At 60.4% G+C, this 15,754-nt stretch carries 14 protein-coding genes; 11 read left to right on the forward strand and 3 right to left on the reverse strand.

The window, feature by feature from the left end:
- The first annotated feature begins 76 nt into the window (after positions 1–76).
- Positions 77–1,426 (forward strand): MFS transporter, encoded by a 1,350-nt coding sequence (locus HP062_RS27695; RefSeq protein ID WP_010462564.1) that lies wholly within the window; start codon positions 77–79, stop codon positions 1,424–1,426.
- A gap of 177 nt (positions 1,427–1,603) precedes the next feature.
- Here HP062_RS27695 and rapA read toward each other — a convergent pair whose 3' ends face one another.
- Positions 1,604–4,450 (reverse strand): RNA polymerase-associated protein RapA, encoded by a 2,847-nt coding sequence (gene rapA / locus HP062_RS27700; protein ID WP_010462562.1) that lies wholly within the window; start codon positions 4,448–4,450, stop codon positions 1,604–1,606.
- A gap of 218 nt (positions 4,451–4,668) precedes the next feature.
- On the opposite strand from rapA, the gene HP062_RS27705 reads away from it, so the two are divergent.
- The 3 genes from HP062_RS27705 to ccoM all read left to right on the forward strand — a co-directional run bounded on the left by HP062_RS27705 (position 4,669) and on the right by ccoM (position 5,502).
- Complete coding sequence (locus tag HP062_RS27705; protein ID WP_010462560.1) at positions 4,669–5,010, forward strand: hypothetical protein; 342 nt, start codon at positions 4,669–4,671, stop codon at positions 5,008–5,010.
- Between the two features lie 72 nt (positions 5,011–5,082).
- Positions 5,083–5,244: a hypothetical protein gene (locus HP062_RS27710; RefSeq protein WP_007935839.1), complete on the forward strand. Its 162-nt coding sequence runs from the start codon at positions 5,083–5,085 to the stop codon at positions 5,242–5,244.
- 144 nt (positions 5,245–5,388) lie between these two features.
- Entirely contained in the window at positions 5,389–5,502 is a 114-nt protein-coding gene (ccoM, locus tag HP062_RS31355) for a cytochrome c oxidase subunit CcoM (protein WP_010462558.1), read from the forward strand.
- Between the two features lie 631 nt (positions 5,503–6,133).
- Here the strand turns inward: ccoM and HP062_RS27715 are convergent.
- Both HP062_RS27715 and HP062_RS27720 read right to left on the reverse strand, forming a co-directional pair.
- The gene (locus HP062_RS27715; protein WP_010462556.1) at positions 6,134–7,609 is read right to left on the reverse strand and encodes an inorganic phosphate transporter; all 1,476 of its coding nucleotides are present in this window, start codon (positions 7,607–7,609) and stop codon (positions 6,134–6,136) included.
- Positions 7,610–7,985: 376 nt separating this feature from the next.
- Complete coding sequence (locus tag HP062_RS27720; protein WP_007935837.1) at positions 7,986–8,186, reverse strand: hypothetical protein; 201 nt, start codon at positions 8,184–8,186, stop codon at positions 7,986–7,988.
- 679 nt (positions 8,187–8,865) lie between these two features.
- On the opposite strand from HP062_RS27720, the gene pcaR reads away from it, so the two are divergent.
- From pcaR to pcaG, 7 genes are all read left to right on the forward strand, one after another.
- Positions 8,866–9,708 (forward strand): pca regulon transcriptional regulator PcaR, encoded by an 843-nt coding sequence (pcaR, locus tag HP062_RS27725; RefSeq protein WP_010462552.1) that lies wholly within the window; start codon positions 8,866–8,868, stop codon positions 9,706–9,708.
- A 128-nt stretch (positions 9,709–9,836) separates the two neighbouring features.
- Positions 9,837–11,183, forward strand: coding sequence for an MFS transporter (locus tag HP062_RS27730; RefSeq protein WP_010462550.1), 1,347 nt, complete (start codon positions 9,837–9,839; stop codon positions 11,181–11,183).
- A 282-nt stretch (positions 11,184–11,465) separates the two neighbouring features.
- A complete protein-coding gene (locus tag HP062_RS27735; RefSeq protein WP_010462548.1) occupies positions 11,466–12,323 on the forward strand; it encodes a CoA transferase subunit A in 858 nt (285 codons plus the stop codon).
- A complete protein-coding gene (locus HP062_RS27740; RefSeq protein ID WP_010462546.1) occupies positions 12,323–13,102 on the forward strand; it encodes a CoA-transferase subunit beta in 780 nt (259 codons plus the stop codon). Before HP062_RS27735 ends, HP062_RS27740 begins: the two co-directional genes overlap by 1 nt.
- Positions 13,099–14,304: a 3-oxoadipyl-CoA thiolase gene (gene pcaF, locus HP062_RS27745; protein ID WP_172792359.1), complete on the forward strand. Its 1,206-nt coding sequence runs from the start codon at positions 13,099–13,101 to the stop codon at positions 14,302–14,304. The genes HP062_RS27740 and pcaF overlap by 4 nt, the downstream gene beginning before the upstream one ends.
- Before the next feature lie 35 nt (positions 14,305–14,339).
- On the forward strand, positions 14,340–15,044 hold the full coding sequence (gene pcaH, locus HP062_RS27750; protein ID WP_010462543.1) for a protocatechuate 3,4-dioxygenase subunit beta: 705 nt from the start codon (positions 14,340–14,342) through the stop codon (positions 15,042–15,044).
- A 1-nt stretch (position 15,045) separates the two neighbouring features.
- A complete protein-coding gene (pcaG, locus tag HP062_RS27755) occupies positions 15,046–15,612 on the forward strand; it encodes a protocatechuate 3,4-dioxygenase subunit alpha (protein WP_077749557.1) in 567 nt (188 codons plus the stop codon).
- Positions 15,613–15,754: the final 142 nt, after the last annotated feature.

Raw genomic sequence — 15,754 nt, forward strand, 5'->3', positions numbered from 1 at the left:
AGCTCCGGCGGGCCTGTCTAGATTGGAGGTTCCGGGGACAGCGAAGCCCCAATAACAATAAAAGAGACGGACCCCCATGCAGAACTCGACCCAAGCGGCGAATGCCTGGCGCATTCTGTTCCTGCTGTTCCTGGCCAATCTGTTCAACTTCTTCGATCGCACCATCCCGGCCATCATCATCGAACCCATCCGCATGGAATGGCACCTCAGCGACTTTCAGCTGGGGATCATCGGTACTGCATTCACCATCGTCTACGCCATTGCCGGCTTGCCCCTGGGGCGCATGGCCGATACAGGTTCGCGCAGCAAGCTGATGGGCTGGGGCCTGGCGGCGTGGAGCGGTCTGACGGCGGTCAATGGTCTGGTGGGCAATTTCTGGGCGTTCCTGATCGTGCGCATGGGCGTCGGCGTCGGCGAAGCCAGTTACGCGCCGGCCGCCAACTCGCTGATCGGCGACCTGTTCCCGGCGCATCGTCGCGCACGGGCCATGGGCATTTTCATGCTCGGTCTGCCACTGGGCCTGCTGCTGGCGTTCTTCACCATTGGCGCAATGGTCAAAGCGTTCGACAGCTGGCGTGCACCGTTCTTCATCGCGGCGGTGCCAGGGCTGATCCTCGCGATCTTCATGTTCTTCATCAAAGAGCCGAAGCGTGGCGCGGCAGAAACCGTGCAGGTCTCGCAAGAGAAAGTCGACAAGCCGATCCGGCGAATTCTGGCAGTGCCGACCTTTCTTTGGCTGGTCATGGCCGGGTTGTGCTTCAACTTCGCTACTTATGCCTGCAACTCGTTTCTGGTGCCGATGTTGCAGCGTTACTTCCTGATGCCGTTGCAGGAAGCGGCGGTGGCGACCGGCGTGATCGTCGGCGTGACCGGTTTGTTCGGATTGACGCTCGGTGGCTGGGTCGCCGACAAGATTCACCAGCGAGTGGCCAATGGGCGCCTGCTGTTTGCGGCGTTCAGCCTGATCATCTCGACGGTGTGTACCGCGTGGGCGCTGCAGGCCGGACGGATCGAGATCGGGGTGTTCGTGGCAGTGTTCAGCGTGGGTTGGCTGTTTGCTTACAACTTCTATACCTGCGTTTACACGGCGATTCAGGACGTGGTCGAACCGCGCTTGCGGGCCACGGCGATGGCGCTGTTCTTCGCCGGGTTGTACTTGCTGGGCGGTGGTTTGGGGCCGGTGGTGGTGGGTGGTTTGTCCGACCACTTCGCGCACACGGCGATGGCCGCGGCAGGCACCGAGCAAATGACCGAGGCGTTCAAGGCGGTCGGCTTGCATGACGCGATGTACTTGATCCCGGTGGCGCTGTTTTTCACCATGGTGTTTCTGTTTTTGGCTTCGCGGTGTTTTGTTCGGGATTCGAAGCGGATGAAGGAAGGGTTGGTCGCTGTGGGTGAATCTGATGTTGCAGTGGCGACTGCATAATCGCTATCGCCAGCAGACTGGCCCCCACATTGGATCTACAGCGTTAACAAATCCCCTGTGGGCGCTACTGCTCCTGCTAGCGATGCGGCCATCAGCATCACTGCCTCAAATTTCAGGCAATAAAAAAGGCCCGCATCACTGCGGGCCTTCTTGTTTTCAGTGGTGGAGCAGGGCGGTTTAACCCGCCACCAACACCCGAATCGCTTCCAGCCGCAACGCGGCTTTATCCAGCATCGCCAGACCCTGCTCGCGTTGTTTGCGCAGGGCAACCAGTTCGCTGTCGCGCACGGTCGGGTTGACCGCTTGCAGTGCGGTCAAACGTGCCAGCTCTTCGTCGGTATCGGCCGCCAGACGACGTTGCGCTTCGGCAACCCGTTCGGCGTGACGCGGGAAGATCTTCTCTTCGCCGGCGTTGATCCGTGGCGTCAGTTGATCGCGCTGAGCCTGGATGAACTTGTTGGCACTGGCGCGGGGCACGCTTTCCAGTTGATCGTTCAGGGTTTCGAACGACACCCGTGCCGACAGGTCGTTGCCATTGGCATCGAGCAGGCAGCGCAGGGCGGCCGGCGGCAGGTAACGGCCCAGTTGCAGCGAGCGCGGCGCAACCACTTCGCTGACGTAGAGCAGTTCCAGCAACACGGTGCCCGGTTTCAGCGCCTTGTTCTTGATCAGCGCCACGGCGGTGTTGCCCATTGAACCGGACAAGACCAGGTCCATGCCGCCTTGCACCATCGGGTGTTCCCAGGTGATGAACTGCATGTCTTCGCGAGACAGCGCCTGGTTACGGTCGTAAGTGATGGTCACGCCTTCGTCGTCGCCCAGCGGGAAACTGGCGTCGAGCATTTTTTCGCTCGGCTTGAGGATCAGGGCGTTTTCCGAATGGTCTTCGCTGTCGATGCCGAATGCGTCGAACAGGGTTTCCATGTAGATCGGCAGGGCGAACTGATCGTCTTGTTCGAGAATGTCCTCGACCAGCGCATCACCTTCGCCAGCGCCGCCGGAGTTGAGTTCCAGCAAGCGGTCACGGCCGGTGTGCAGCTCGGCTTCCAGACGCTCACGCTCGGCGCGGGCTTCGTCGATCAGCGCTTGCCACTCGCCATCGTCGGCATTTTCCAGCAGCGGCAGCAGGCGCGGGCCGAACTGATGCTGCAAGGCGTTGCCGGTCGGGCAGGTGTTGAGGAACGCGTTCAGCGCCTCGTGGTACCACTGGAACAGCCGTTCTTGAGGGCTGGTTTCCAGATACGGCACGTGCAGTTCGATGATGTGCTTCTGGCCGATCCGGTCCAGACGACCGATACGCTGCTCGAGCAAGTCCGGGTGGGATGGCAGATCGAACAGCACCAGGTGGTGCGAGAACTGGAAGTTACGACCTTCACTGCCGATTTCCGAGCAGATCAGCACCTGTGCGCCAAATTCTTCGTCGGCGAAGTAGGCCGCGGCGCGGTCACGCTCAAGGATGTTCATGCCTTCGTGGAAGACCGTGGCCGGAATACCGGAGCGCACACGCAGGGCGTCTTCCAGGTCCATGGCGGTTTCAGCGTGGGCGCAGATCACCAGCACTTTGGTGCGCTTGAGCATCTTCAGCTGATCGATCAGCCACTCGACGCGCGGGTCGAATTTCCACCAGCGTTCTTCTTCGTTGGCGTCCGGCTGGGCCTGGAAGCTGACTTCCGGGTACAGCTCGGCGTGATCGCCCAGCGGCAGTTCGAGGTATTCGTCCGGGCACGGCAGCGGGTACGGATGCAGTTTGCGCTCCGGGAAACCCTGCACGGCGGCGCGGGTGTTGCGAAACAGCACGCGGCCGGTGCCGTGGCGGTCCAGCAGTTCGCGGACCAGGCGGGCGCTGGCTTCGATGTCGCCATCATTGACGGCGGTCAGCAGTGCTTCGCCTTCGTTGCCGAGGAAACCGTGAATGGTCTTGTGCGCTTCCGGCGACAGGCGCCCTTTGTCCAGCAGCTCCTGAACGGCTTCGGCCACCGGGCGATAGTTTTCGCTCTCGGCGCGGAAGGCGTGCAGGTCATGGAAACGGTTCGGGTCAAGCAGGCGCAGGCGCGCAAAGTGGCTGTCCTGACCCAGTTGTTCCGGGGTCGCGGTCAGCAACAGGACGCCGGGAATGACTTCGGCCAGTTGCTCGACCAAGGTGTATTCAGGGCTGGCCTTGTCTTCGTGCCACACCAAGTGGTGCGCTTCGTCGACCACCAGCAGGTCCCAACCGGCGGCGAACAGCGCGTCCTGGGCCTTTTCGTCGTCCACCAGCCACTCGAGTGCAACCAGCGCGAGCTGGGTGTCTTCAAATGGGTTGGCGGCATCGCTTTCGATGAAGCGTTCTTCGTCGAACAGCGCGACTTGCAGGTTAAAGCGGCGGCGCATCTCGACCAGCCACTGGTGCTGCAGGTTCTCCGGCACCAGGATCAGCACGCGGTTGGCGCGGCCCGAGAGCAGTTGGCGATGGATCACCAGGCCGGCTTCGATGGTTTTGCCCAGGCCCACTTCATCGGCCAGCAGAACCCGCGGCGCAATGCGGTCGGCGACTTCACGGGCGATGTGCAACTGGTGCGCGATCGGTTGCGCGCGTACGCCACCGAGGCCCCAAAGCGCGGACTGCAATTGGCGGCTGGTGTGTTCCAGGGTGTTGTAGCGCAGGGAGAACCAGGCCAGCGGGTCGATCTGCCCGGCGAACAACCGGTCGCTGGCCAGGCGGAACTGAATGAAGTTCGACAGTTGGGTTTCCGGCAGGGTAACCACTTCGTTCTGCGCGTTGAGGCCGTGGTAGACCAGCAGGCCATCGACGTCGTCGACTTCCTGGACGGTCAGCTTCCAGCCTTCGAAGTGAGTGATGGAGTCGCCCGGCGAAAACCGCACGCGGGTGAGGGGCGCATTCCGTAGCGCGTACTGGCGAGTCTCGCCAGTGGCCGGATAGAGCACGGTCAACAAGCGGCCGTCCTGTGCCAGAACGGTGCCTAAACCCAGCTCGGCTTCGCTGTCACTGATCCAGCGTTGCCCCGGTTGATACTGCTGCGCCATGCTGCCTGACTCCCACCTTGAAAAAGCGGGCTATCTTAACGGAATGAGGGCTTCAGGGCCAAAGGACTCTCATAAAAACTCGCACTCTTACGTTAGCCCAGCGACGCGATGCTTGCAGGTCGGGGCACCAATTGGTGCCAAACCGGTCACAGTTTGCGACCGATGGCTCAAGTCGCCATCCCCGCAGCCGACAGCCTGCTGACAGGAGACTAATAATTATGCTGCCACCGATGCTCCCTTTGAGTGCCGTGCCGATCACGTCACAGCAGGACCCGATCCGCCAGCGCCCGGATATTCCGCCTGTCGTGCCGGTGCAGGAAAGCTCCAACGAAAACACCATCGACCTGCAACAGCGAGATCCCGAAGAGGCGGCTTTTCAGCTGCGCGAGGAACAGCGGCGCAAGCAGGAGCGGGAACGGCGTCGTCGTGAGGCTGATGAAGATCCGGAAGAGCATCTGGCGATTCCCGGTAACGAGCTCAATGCCGACAATACCGTGCCGGTGGCGCCGTTGATGGAAGATCAGCCGCGCCAGGGGTTGTGGGTCGATATCCAGATTTGAGGTTGTGGCTGGTCAGCGCTGCCGTGAGACCGCATTATTGTGACAACCCTGCCATACGATGTACTGAGCACCATGAGCCAAGACGACAAGCTGATTGATCTCAATTCCGAACGCGCCAAGCGGGTTCATGACCTTAATGAAAAGCGTCTGAATGAAGTGCGTCAGGCGTTTGAGCAGGCGATGCCGTTGGGTAAAGCCAAGAAGAAACCGAAGAACAAGCCGAAAAAGCGCTGAAACACCCTGCATCCGTTGATGCAGGTCAGTTATTTCCCCTCCTTTACGCCCTGTCTTGGGCGACATTGATCCTGGTCAATTTTCTCTTCTGCCTGATTGGTTAACTTAGCCCTATCGCAACAGGGCAAGTGCAGGAGAGCCGTCATGTTTTTCGACAACGTGGTGATCGCCGGGGTGCTGACAGTCGGCCTCATGGTTCTGTTTTTCGCAGGGTTCGGATTTTTTATCTGGAAGGATTCGCATAAGCGTAAGCCGTAGTTCTTTCTGGATGTAATGAGCACGCAAGGCATTTTGGGCAACTTCGGTTGCCCTTTTTTTCGCCTGCGATTTGGTAATGGGGGGCTGTGGGAGTGAGCCTGCTTGCGAAGGCGGCCTGATAGCCGACCTTTCTCTGCGTGGTGTACATATCCATTCCTGCGGTAACGGCCGCTTATGGTTTCGCCCTTACGGCGACTCACTTTTTTTTCAAACGCCAAAAAAAAGTAAGCAAAAAAAGGCTCGCCCCGAACGTCCGGCCCCTCGCCTGGGCTCGGCGTTCCTTCGCTCCGGCATTCATCTGGGGGCATCGCCTCCGGTCGGCTTCGCTTCGACCTCCTCTCGATGTGTGCGGCTTCGCCGCACGGCGCTACGCGCCCACCCCCAGATGAACGCCTCCACTCAGCCTCCCGAAGGGGCGGGCAGATCAAGATCAAAAGCAGGCGAGCTAACGCTCGGCCTATTGAGTGGTGAGAAGCGTTCGGTGGGCACCGTCCCACTGTAGGAGCGAGGCTTGCCCGCGAAGGCGTCCTCACGGCCAACCATCTCTTTCAACAGACCCGGCAATGCCGGACTGCAGGCCATAAAAAAGGCGCGAACCTTACGGAACGCGCCTCTTTGTCGCAGCCATGTATCAGCTGCCCAGTGCCTTCGATGCCAGCCAGAACAGGCCGGCCGACAAGGCCACTGTCGCGGGCAGGGTCAGGACCCAGGCCAGCAGGATGGTTCTCACGGTGCCGCCTTGCAGGCCGCTTTTATTGGCGACCATGGTGCCCGCCACACCCGAGGACAGGACGTGGGTGGTGGAGACCGGCAGGCTGAAGATGTTGGCCATGCCGATCAGGCTCGCGGTGGTGATCTGTGCCGACATGCCTTGGGAGTAAGTCATGCCCTGCTTGCCGATCTTCTCGCCGATGGTCAGCACCACGCGTTTCCAGCCGACCATGGTCCCCAGGCCCAGGGCCAGGGCGACCGCCAGAATCACCCAGAACGGGGCGTATTCGGTGGTGGTGGTCAGGTCTTTGCGCAGTTTGTCCAGGTCAGCCTTTTCACGGGCAGCGAGGCCAGGCAGCTTGCCGACTTTCTTCGCCGTGTCATCCAGGCAGAGCAGATAACGACGCACTTCGATGCGGCTTTCCGGCGACAGCGAGTGGTAATCCGCTACACCTTTAAGGGTGTCGAGGAGGGCGGTGATGGTCGGTTCGGTCTGTTGCGGGTTGCAACGGAATTTCTCCGGCAGATCGCCTTCCACGCTTTTGCCCAGGGCCAGGTACTCGCCCAAGGTGTCGGCGTTACGCTTGTAGAACTGGCTCAGGTGCAACGTCGCATCGCGGGTCCGTTCGATCTGGTAGGTCGTGCTGCCCAGGTCGAGAACGAACTGCGCCGGCACGATACCGATCAGCACCAGCATGATCAGGCCGATACCTTTCTGGCCATCGTTGGAGCCGTGCACGAAGCTCACGGCCATGGCCGAGATCACCAGCACCAGGCGATTCCAGAACGGCGGGTGTTTCTTGTCGTCGATCTTGCGGCGCTGTTCCGGTGTCTTGTGCATCTTCGACAGAGGACGCCACCATTTAAGACCGATCAATATCAGCGCTGCGACCAGGAAACCCGCCATCGGCGAGAACACCAGGGACGCCCCGATGTCGATCGCTTTCTGCCAGTTCACGCCATCGGCCAACGCAATGTCGTTGATCAACGCGTTGGCCAGGCCGACACCGAGGATCGAACCGATCAGCGTGTGGGAGCTGGAGGCCGGGATACCGAAGTACCAGGTGCCCAGGTTCCAGGTGATGGCGGCGGCGAGCAGCGAGAACACCATGGCCAGCCCGTGACCGGTGTTCACATTGATCAGCAGTTCTACCGGCAGCAGGTGGACGATGGCATACGCCACGCCGACACCGCCCAGCAGTACGCCGAGAAAGTTGAACACACCGGAAAAGAACACCGCCAGATGAGGCGGCATGGCTTTGGTGTAGATAACGGTGGCCACCGCGTTAGCGGTGTCATGAAAGCCGTTGATGAACTCGAAGGCGAGGACAAAGGCCAGGGCGAGCAAGAGGCTCACAAGCACCCAAGCATCAAGTCCGCTGAATAAATCGATCATGAAGGTTTTCTGACCCGGTCATAAGGGGGCGCGATTATGCCAGAAAAGACTGCAAATCGATGCACTAGGTGCTCATCGGTAACATTCTTCAACGAATTAATTTGTGACGATGGCCTATCGGCGAGGTTTTTACCGGGTTTTGCAAGTCATTGAATTCAGATGAAAAGGCCGCAGCCACAAGGGTTTCTCTCGTGAGGCCGAGAGGCTTGAACACTTGTGTGAAATATCTGAGAAGAGGGTCAGGCAAGTGCCATTTGCCTCATCCGTAGGGTGAGGTGACCGCTGCCCGCTTGTAGCGGGCGCGAAAGGCATCATCAGAACACCCCGCTTTTAACGGGTGCCGATGCAGACCCTTGAAGGATTCAGGCCGAGGTATTCAGGGTTCTTCGGCTTTGAGTTCCTTTTCCATCTTCTGCAATTCCTGGGTGAATGCCTGATCCTGAACGGTGGCGCGTTTACGCCATGGCTTACGTTCGGGTTCGGGCTGAGCGGCGTAGGTGGTGACTTCCCCGCCGTAAACTTCCTTGTAACGTTGTTCCTGGCGCTCAAGTTCCGCGCGCAGTTCGTCTTTCGTCACAGTGCTACCTGTATGAGTTGAGATAAATTCTGGTGAAACGCGCTGCATGGAACCTATTGACCACACCCGTCGAAAGGCCAATACCCGATAAAGGCATCGTTTCTACGGCGTGCGAAAAATACTTCCATGTTGCAGGCGGCCACGGCACCAGAGAAAAACAGCTGACGTAGCATCAGTTACCTGTTTCAGCGAGCGCGTTGGCGGAGCATATGAAATGAGCGTCAAGCGCTTGCTGCAGGCAGCGACGATAGAATACCGGGCTGCCGGGTAGCGGGATCGGCACGTAAAAACCGCTTCGCCACTGAGGTGCATTATAGCGGTCGATCCGAAGAACACTATCGCTTGAGAGTTAAAAGTAGTTCTACCTGTGTGATTGTTTTGTTACTCACAACTTTCAGAGGTAACTAGGGTGTGGGTGATGTCACAGTGCAACGATGTCTTTCTGACGCCATAAAGTCGAACAAGTTAATCCCACTACATCAGCCCTTAATCAGTAAAGAATAAAAGCATGTTGCGGGCGCTGCGCAAATCAGCGCGCGCAGGTAGCCATCGTCTGTGAGGTCGATTGCGATTATCGGTCGATGGTTCGATAATCGCCCAATCTTGCAGCCTGTGGCTTGTGTGCCGGACCCGAAGCCGCTTGTAATAGCCGCTGATCCGTGTGGGAAAAGGACCTGATATGAACGATCAAATGCGCAATTCCTTCGCTTCAGTGGCGCCGCCGATCGTGGCCTCGCCCGCCAAGCGAATCCAGGCCCTGACCGGCGATCCGGATTTCATGACGTCCCTGGCCCGGGGATTGGCGGTGGTTCAAGCGTTCCAGGAGCGCAAACGGCACCTGACCATTGCCCAGATCAGCCACCGCACGGAAATTCCCCGCGCCGCTGTGCGACGTTGCCTGCACACCCTTATCAAACTCGGCTACGCCACCACCGACGGTCGCACCTATTCGCTGCTGCCCAAAGTGCTGACGCTGGGCCATGCCTATTTGTCCTCAACGCCTTTGGCGGTGTCCGCCCAGCCGTATCTGGACCGTATGAGTGAGCAACTTCACGAGGCCTGCAACATGGCCACGCTGGAGGGCGACGACATTTTGTACATCGCCCGCTCGGCGACCACCCAACGCCTGATTTCCGTCGACCTGTCGGTGGGCGGGCGGTTGCCAGCGTATTGCACGTCGATGGGCCGGATTCTTCTTGCGGCACTGGACGACACCTCGCTGCGCGAATACCTCGACCATGCGGAGTTCCAGGCCAAGACCAGCCGAACCTTGCACACACCCGAGGCGTTGCTCGAATGTCTGCAGGAAGTGCGGCAACAAGGCTGGTGCATCGTCGATCAGGAACTGGAGCAGGGCCTGCGTTCGATTGCCGTTCCGGTGTACGACGCTTCGGGCCAGGTGGTGGCCGCGCTCAACGTCAGTACCCACGCCGGACGAGTCAGCCGCAACGAGCTGGAGCAGCGTTTCTTGCCCGGTTTGTTAAGTGCCAGCCGTGACCTCAGCGCCCAGTTGTTTGCCTAAGCTGTTCGATAAACGCACAGACTCGCGTTTATCGAATTGACGCTGTTTCCCCGGGATCATTACTGTCGCGGCAGCGCCAGCCCTGAGCTGGCACCTGTCCGACTGCGTTCTTGCGTGGAATAAAAATAATGAACCAGCCTCAGTCTGCTGTAGGAAACTGCCTCGACGTGCAGTCCTTCATCAATGCTCAACCCATCTCGCGCTACCAGTGGCGAGTGGTGATCCTGTGTTTCCTGATTGTCTTCCTTGATGGCCTCGATACCGCGGCCATGGGCTTCATCGCGCCGGCCCTGTCCCAGGACTGGGGCATTGATCGCGCCAGTCTCGGCCCGGTGATGAGTGCCGCGCTGATCGGCATGGTCTTCGGCGCACTGGGCTCCGGTCCCTTGGCTGACCGCTTTGGGCGAAAAGTCGTACTGGTCGGCGCGGTATTGTTGTTCGGGGCTTTCAGCCTGGCCTCGGCGTACAGCACTAACGTCGATCAACTGCTGGTGCTGCGCTTCCTCACCGGCCTGGGCCTTGGCGCCGGGATGCCGAACGCCACCACGCTGTTGTCGGAATACACCCCGGAGCGCAAAAAATCCCTGCTGGTGACCAGCATGTTCTGCGGCTTCAACCTCGGCATGGCCGGTGGCGGGTTTATCTCGGCCAAGCTGATTCCGGCCTTCGGCTGGCACAGTCTGCTACTGATCGGCGGGATTCTGCCGTTGATCCTGACCGTCGTCTTGCTGTTCTGGCTGCCCGAATCGGCGCGTTACCTGGTCGTGCGCAACCGTGGCACCGACAAAGTGCGCAAGGCTCTCGCACCGATCGATCCGACCGTCGTCGCTCAGGCGTCGAGCTTCAGCGTACCGGAGCAGAAAACCGTGAAGGCGCGCAATGTGTTCGCGGTGATCTTCTCTGGCACCTATAGCACCGGCACCTTGCTGTTGTGGCTGACCTACTTCATGGGGCTGGTGATTGTTTACCTGCTGACCAGTTGGCTGCCGACGCTGATGCGTGACAGTGGCGCGAGCATGGAACAAGCGGCGTTCATTGGTGCCCTGTTCCAGTTTGGCGGGGTGTTGAGCGCAGTGGGCGTGGGCTGGGCGATGGACCGGTTCAATCCGCACAAGGTCATCGGCATTTTCTACCTGCTGGCCGGGGTGTTTGCCTACGCGGTAGGGCAGAGCCTGGGCAATATCACGATTTTGGCGACATTGGTGCTGGTGGCCGGGATGTGCGTCAACGGTGCGCAATCGGCGATGCCGTCGCTGGCAGCGCGGTTTTATCCGACTCAAGGGCGAGCGACCGGGGTGTCGTGGATGCTCGGGATTGGTCGTTTCGGCGCGATTCTCGGGGCCTGGATGGGTGCGACATTGCTGGGCCTGGGCTGGAACTTTGAACAAGTGCTGACGGCGCTGGTGATTCCGGCGGCGGTGGCAACCATGGCGGTGGTGATCAAGGGCATGGTCAGTCATGCGGATGCGACCTGAGTCCAGGCTCCGGAATCTTCGGCGGGTTTGATGGCCTCTTCGCGAGCAGGCTCGGTCCTACAGTCAATCGCGTTCTTCTGTAGGAGTGAGCCGGCTCCGGGCGGCGTTCCGACGATGCTTTTTGGGATCGATAGTGAGACAACAATATGTTCGATAAACGAACACTTAGTCGATTATCGGATTGTTTGGCGTTTTGCACAGGCTTAACCTTCAGTCATTCCGGCGCTGCGCATCGCGCCTTTTTCTACCACTGTCGGTTCATCACAAACGGGAGCCTGCCCCATGGCTGAAATCCTTTCGCTGCACGACGCGGTGAAGCAATTCGTCAACGACGGCGATACCGTCGCGCTCGAAGGCTTCACTCACCTGATCCCTACGGCGGCCGGTCACGAAATCATTCGCCAGGGCAAGAAAGATCTGACGCTGGTGCGGATGACGCCTGACCTGATCTACGACCAGTTGATCGGCGCCGGTTGTGCTCGCAAGCTGATTTTCTCCTGGGGCGGCAACCCGGGTGTCGGTTCGCTGCATCGTCTGCGTGACGCGGTCGAGAAGCAGTGGCCGCACGCGCTGGAAATCGAAGAGCATAGCCACGCCGACCTGGCCAATGCCTACGTCGCTGGCGCCTCCGGCCTGCCGTTCGCGGTACTGCGTGCCTACGCCGGTTCCGACTTGCCGAAGGTCAACCCGCTGATCAAAACCGTCACCTGCCCGTTCACCGGCGAAGTGTTGGCCGCCGTGCCTTCGGTACGCCCGGACATCACCGTGATTCACGCGCAGAAAGCCGACCGCAAAGGCAACGTGCTGCTTTGGGGCATTCTCGGCGTTCAAAAAGAAGCCGCGCTGGCGGCCAAGCGTTGCATCGTCACCGTCGAGGAAATCGTCGACGACCTCAATGCACCAATGAATTCTTGCGTGCTGCCGACCTGGGCCTTGAGCGCGGTCTGCCATGTGCCTGGCGGCGCGCATCCGTCCTACGCCCACGGTTACAACGAGCGCGACAATCGTTTCTACCAGGCTTGGGACCCGATTGCCCGCGACCGTGAAACCTTCACCGCGTGGATCGACGAATACATCCACGGCTGCGCTGACTTCAGCGAGTTCCAGGCCAAACTGGCCGCTGCTTCGGAGGCCAAGTAATGACTTACACCACCAACGAAATGATGACCGTCGCCGCTGCCCGCCGCCTGAAGAACGGTTCGGTGTGCTTCGTCGGCATCGGCCTGCCGTCGAAAGCCGCCAACCTGGCGCGCCTGACGTCTTCGCCGGATGTGGTCCTGATCTACGAATCGGGTCCGATCGGTGCCAAGCCAAGCGTACTGCCGCTGTCGATCGGTGACGGCGAACTGGCGGAAACCGCCGACACTGTCGTCCCGACCGGTGAGATTTTTCGCTACTGGTTGCAGGGCGGGCGCATTGACGTCGGTTTTCTCGGCGCCGCGCAGGTCGACCGCTTCGGCAACATCAACACCACCGTGGTCGGTGATTACCACGCACCGAAAGTCCGCCTGCCCGGTGCCGGTGGCGCGCCGGAAATTGCCGGCTCGGCGAAAAGCGTACTCATCATTCTCAAGCAATCGGCGCGCTCCTTCGTCGACAAACTCGACTTCATCACCTCGGTCGGTCATGGCGAGGGCGGTGATTCGCGCAAGCGTCTCGGCCTTCCGGGCGCCGGGCCAGTCGGCATCATTACCGACCTGTGCATCATGGAGCCCGAAGCGGACACCCATGAATTCGTAGTCACCGCGCTGCACCCGGGCGTGACTCGCGAGCAAGTGATTGCCGCCACCGGCTGGGCAATTCGCTTCGCAGGCAATGTCGAAAATACGGCTGAGCCAACGGATGTTGAGCTTAAGGCGCTCAGGGATCTGGAAGCCCGCACCGCCGCCGCCCACGGCCAGACACCGGGAGAAGCGTGATGCGCGACGTTTATATCTGCGATGCGATTCGCACCCCCATCGGCCGTTTCGGCGGCGGCTTGTCAGCGGTGCGTGCAGACGACCTCGCCGCCGTGCCGATCAAGGCCTTGATGGAACGCAACCCGTCGGTGGACTGGAACGCAGTGGACGAGGTGTTCCTCGGCTGCGCCAACCAGGCCGGCGAAGACAACCGCAACGTCGCCCGCATGGCGCTGTTGCTGGCCGGGCTGCCGGAAAGCATTCCCGGCGTCACGCTCAATCGCCTCTGCGCCTCGGGTATGGATGCGATCGGCACCGCCTTCCGCGCAATCGCCAGTGGCGAAATGGAGCTGGCAATTGCCGGCGGCGTCGAGTCGATGTCCCGCGCACCCTTCGTGATGGGCAAGGCCGATGCGGCGTTCTCGCGCAACATGAAGCTGGAAGACACCACCATCGGCTGGCGCTTCATCAACCCGTTGATGAAAGCGCAATACGGCGTCGATGCGATGCCGCAGACCGCCGACAACGTGGCCGACGATTACGAAGTGTCTCGCGAGGATCAGGACGCTTTCGCCCTGCGCAGCCAGCAGCGCACCGCCGCCGCGCAAGCTGCAGGATTTTTCTCTGAAGAAATCGTCGAAGTGCGGATTGCCCACAAGAAAGGCGAAACCGTCGTCAGCCAGGATGAGCATCCTCGTGCCGACACCACGCTGGAAACCCTGGCCAAGCTGAAGCCCGTCAACGGTCCAGGCAAAACCGTCACCGCCGGCAACGCTTCCGGTGTGAACGACGGCGCAGCGGCGTTGATTCTGGCCTCCGCTGAAGCAGTGAAGAAACATGGCCTGACCGCCCGCGCCAAAGTGCTGGGCATGGCGAGCGCGGGTGTCGCGCCACGGGTAATGGGCATCGGCCCGGTGCCGGCGGTGCGCAAATTGACCGAGCGCCTCGGGCTGGCCGTCAGCGATTTCGATGTGATCGAACTCAATGAAGCCTTTGCCAGCCAAGGGATAGCGGTACTGCGTGAGCTGGGCTTGGCGGACGACGCGGCCCAGGTCAACCCGAACGGTGGCGCCATTTCCTTGGGCCATCCGTTGGGCATGAGCGGTGCGCGCCTGGTCCTGACCGCGTTGCATCAGCTTGAAAAAACGGGCGGCAACAAAGGCCTGGCGACCATGTGCGTCGGTGTCGGCCAGGGTCTGGCCTTGGCCATCGAACGCGTCTGACGCCCGGCAGACTAATAAGAACAGAGGAAAGCGAAATGACTGACAAGCCTGGTTACCGTCGCCCGCAGGAAGGCACCCAGCCGGACTACCTGCACCCGACTTATCAATCCACCAACCTTCGCGCGCCGTCCAAGCCGTTGGTGTTTTTGCCGCATTCGTTGTCGGAAATTACCGGCCCGACCATCGGCGCCGAGCGTATCAACGAGAAGGACAACGACCTGACGGTGCAGCACGCGGGCGAACCGTTGGGCGAGCGCATCATCATCCACGGCCGCGTGCTGGATGAAGACGGCTTGCCGGTGCCGGGGATTCTGGTGGAGATCTGGCAGGCCAATGCCGCCGGGCGCTACAACCATGCCCGCGACCTGCACGACGCGCCGCTGGACCCGAACTTCACCGGTACCGGTCGCACCGTGACCGACGCCGATGGTTGGTATCAATTCCAGACCATCAAGCCCGGCGCTTACCCGTGGGGCAACCACCACAACGCCTGGCGTCCGGCGCACATTCATTTCTCGCTGTTTGGGCCGAGCATCCTGACGCGGCTGGTCACGCAGATGTATTTCCCCGGCGACCCGCTGCTGGCTTATGACCCGATCTACAACTGCGTACCGGACACCAGCGCCAAAGAGCGTTTGATCGCCAGTTTCGACCTGGAAAAAACCATCCCTTCCTATGCCCTCGGTTATCGCTGGGACATCGTCTTGCGCGGCCGTGAAGCCACGCCGATGGAGAAATAAGATGACGCTGAACGCGACCACATCCCACACCGTCGGGCCGTATTACCACATTGGTTTGACCTGGCTGAACCGCGAAGACCTGACGGTCGAACAAACCCTGGGCGAGCGCGTGGCGATCACCGGGCAAGTCGTCGATGGCAATGGCGATTTCGTTAACGACGCGATGCTGGAAGTCTGGCAGGCCAACGCGGCCGGCAAGTACGACCACCCCGAAGACGACCAGGCCAAACCCCTGGACCCGAATTTCGAAGGCTTCGGCCGGGTGCCGGTGGACGCCGAAGGGCGCTTTCGTTTCACCACGATCAAACCCGGAACGGTGGAAGGCCTGAAGGGCTCGACCCAGGCGCCGCACCTGGTGGTGCTGGTGTTCGCTCGCGGGTTGGTGAAGCACTTGCTGACGCGGATTTACTTTGAGGGCGAACCGGCGAACGTCGACGACCCGTTGCTGGAGTGTGTGCCGGCCGAGCGCCGGGGTACGTTGCTGGCGAAGCAGGATGCGTCGGGTGTGTACCAGTGGAATGTGATCCTGCAAGGCACCGATGCCGAGACGGTGTTCTTCGACTACTGAAAACACCGCAGATCCCTGTAGGAGTGAGCCTGCTCGCGATGGCGGTGTATCAGTGCCTTCAGTGCTGAATGACACTCCGCCATCGCGAGCAGGCTCACTCCTTACAGAGGACAGTATTGCCAACTGTGGAACGGGACTGTTG

The organism is Pseudomonas sp. B14-6, from assembly GCF_013260315.1.
In the GTDB taxonomy this organism is placed as follows: Bacteria; Pseudomonadota; Gammaproteobacteria; order Pseudomonadales; family Pseudomonadaceae; genus Aquipseudomonas; species Aquipseudomonas mandelii.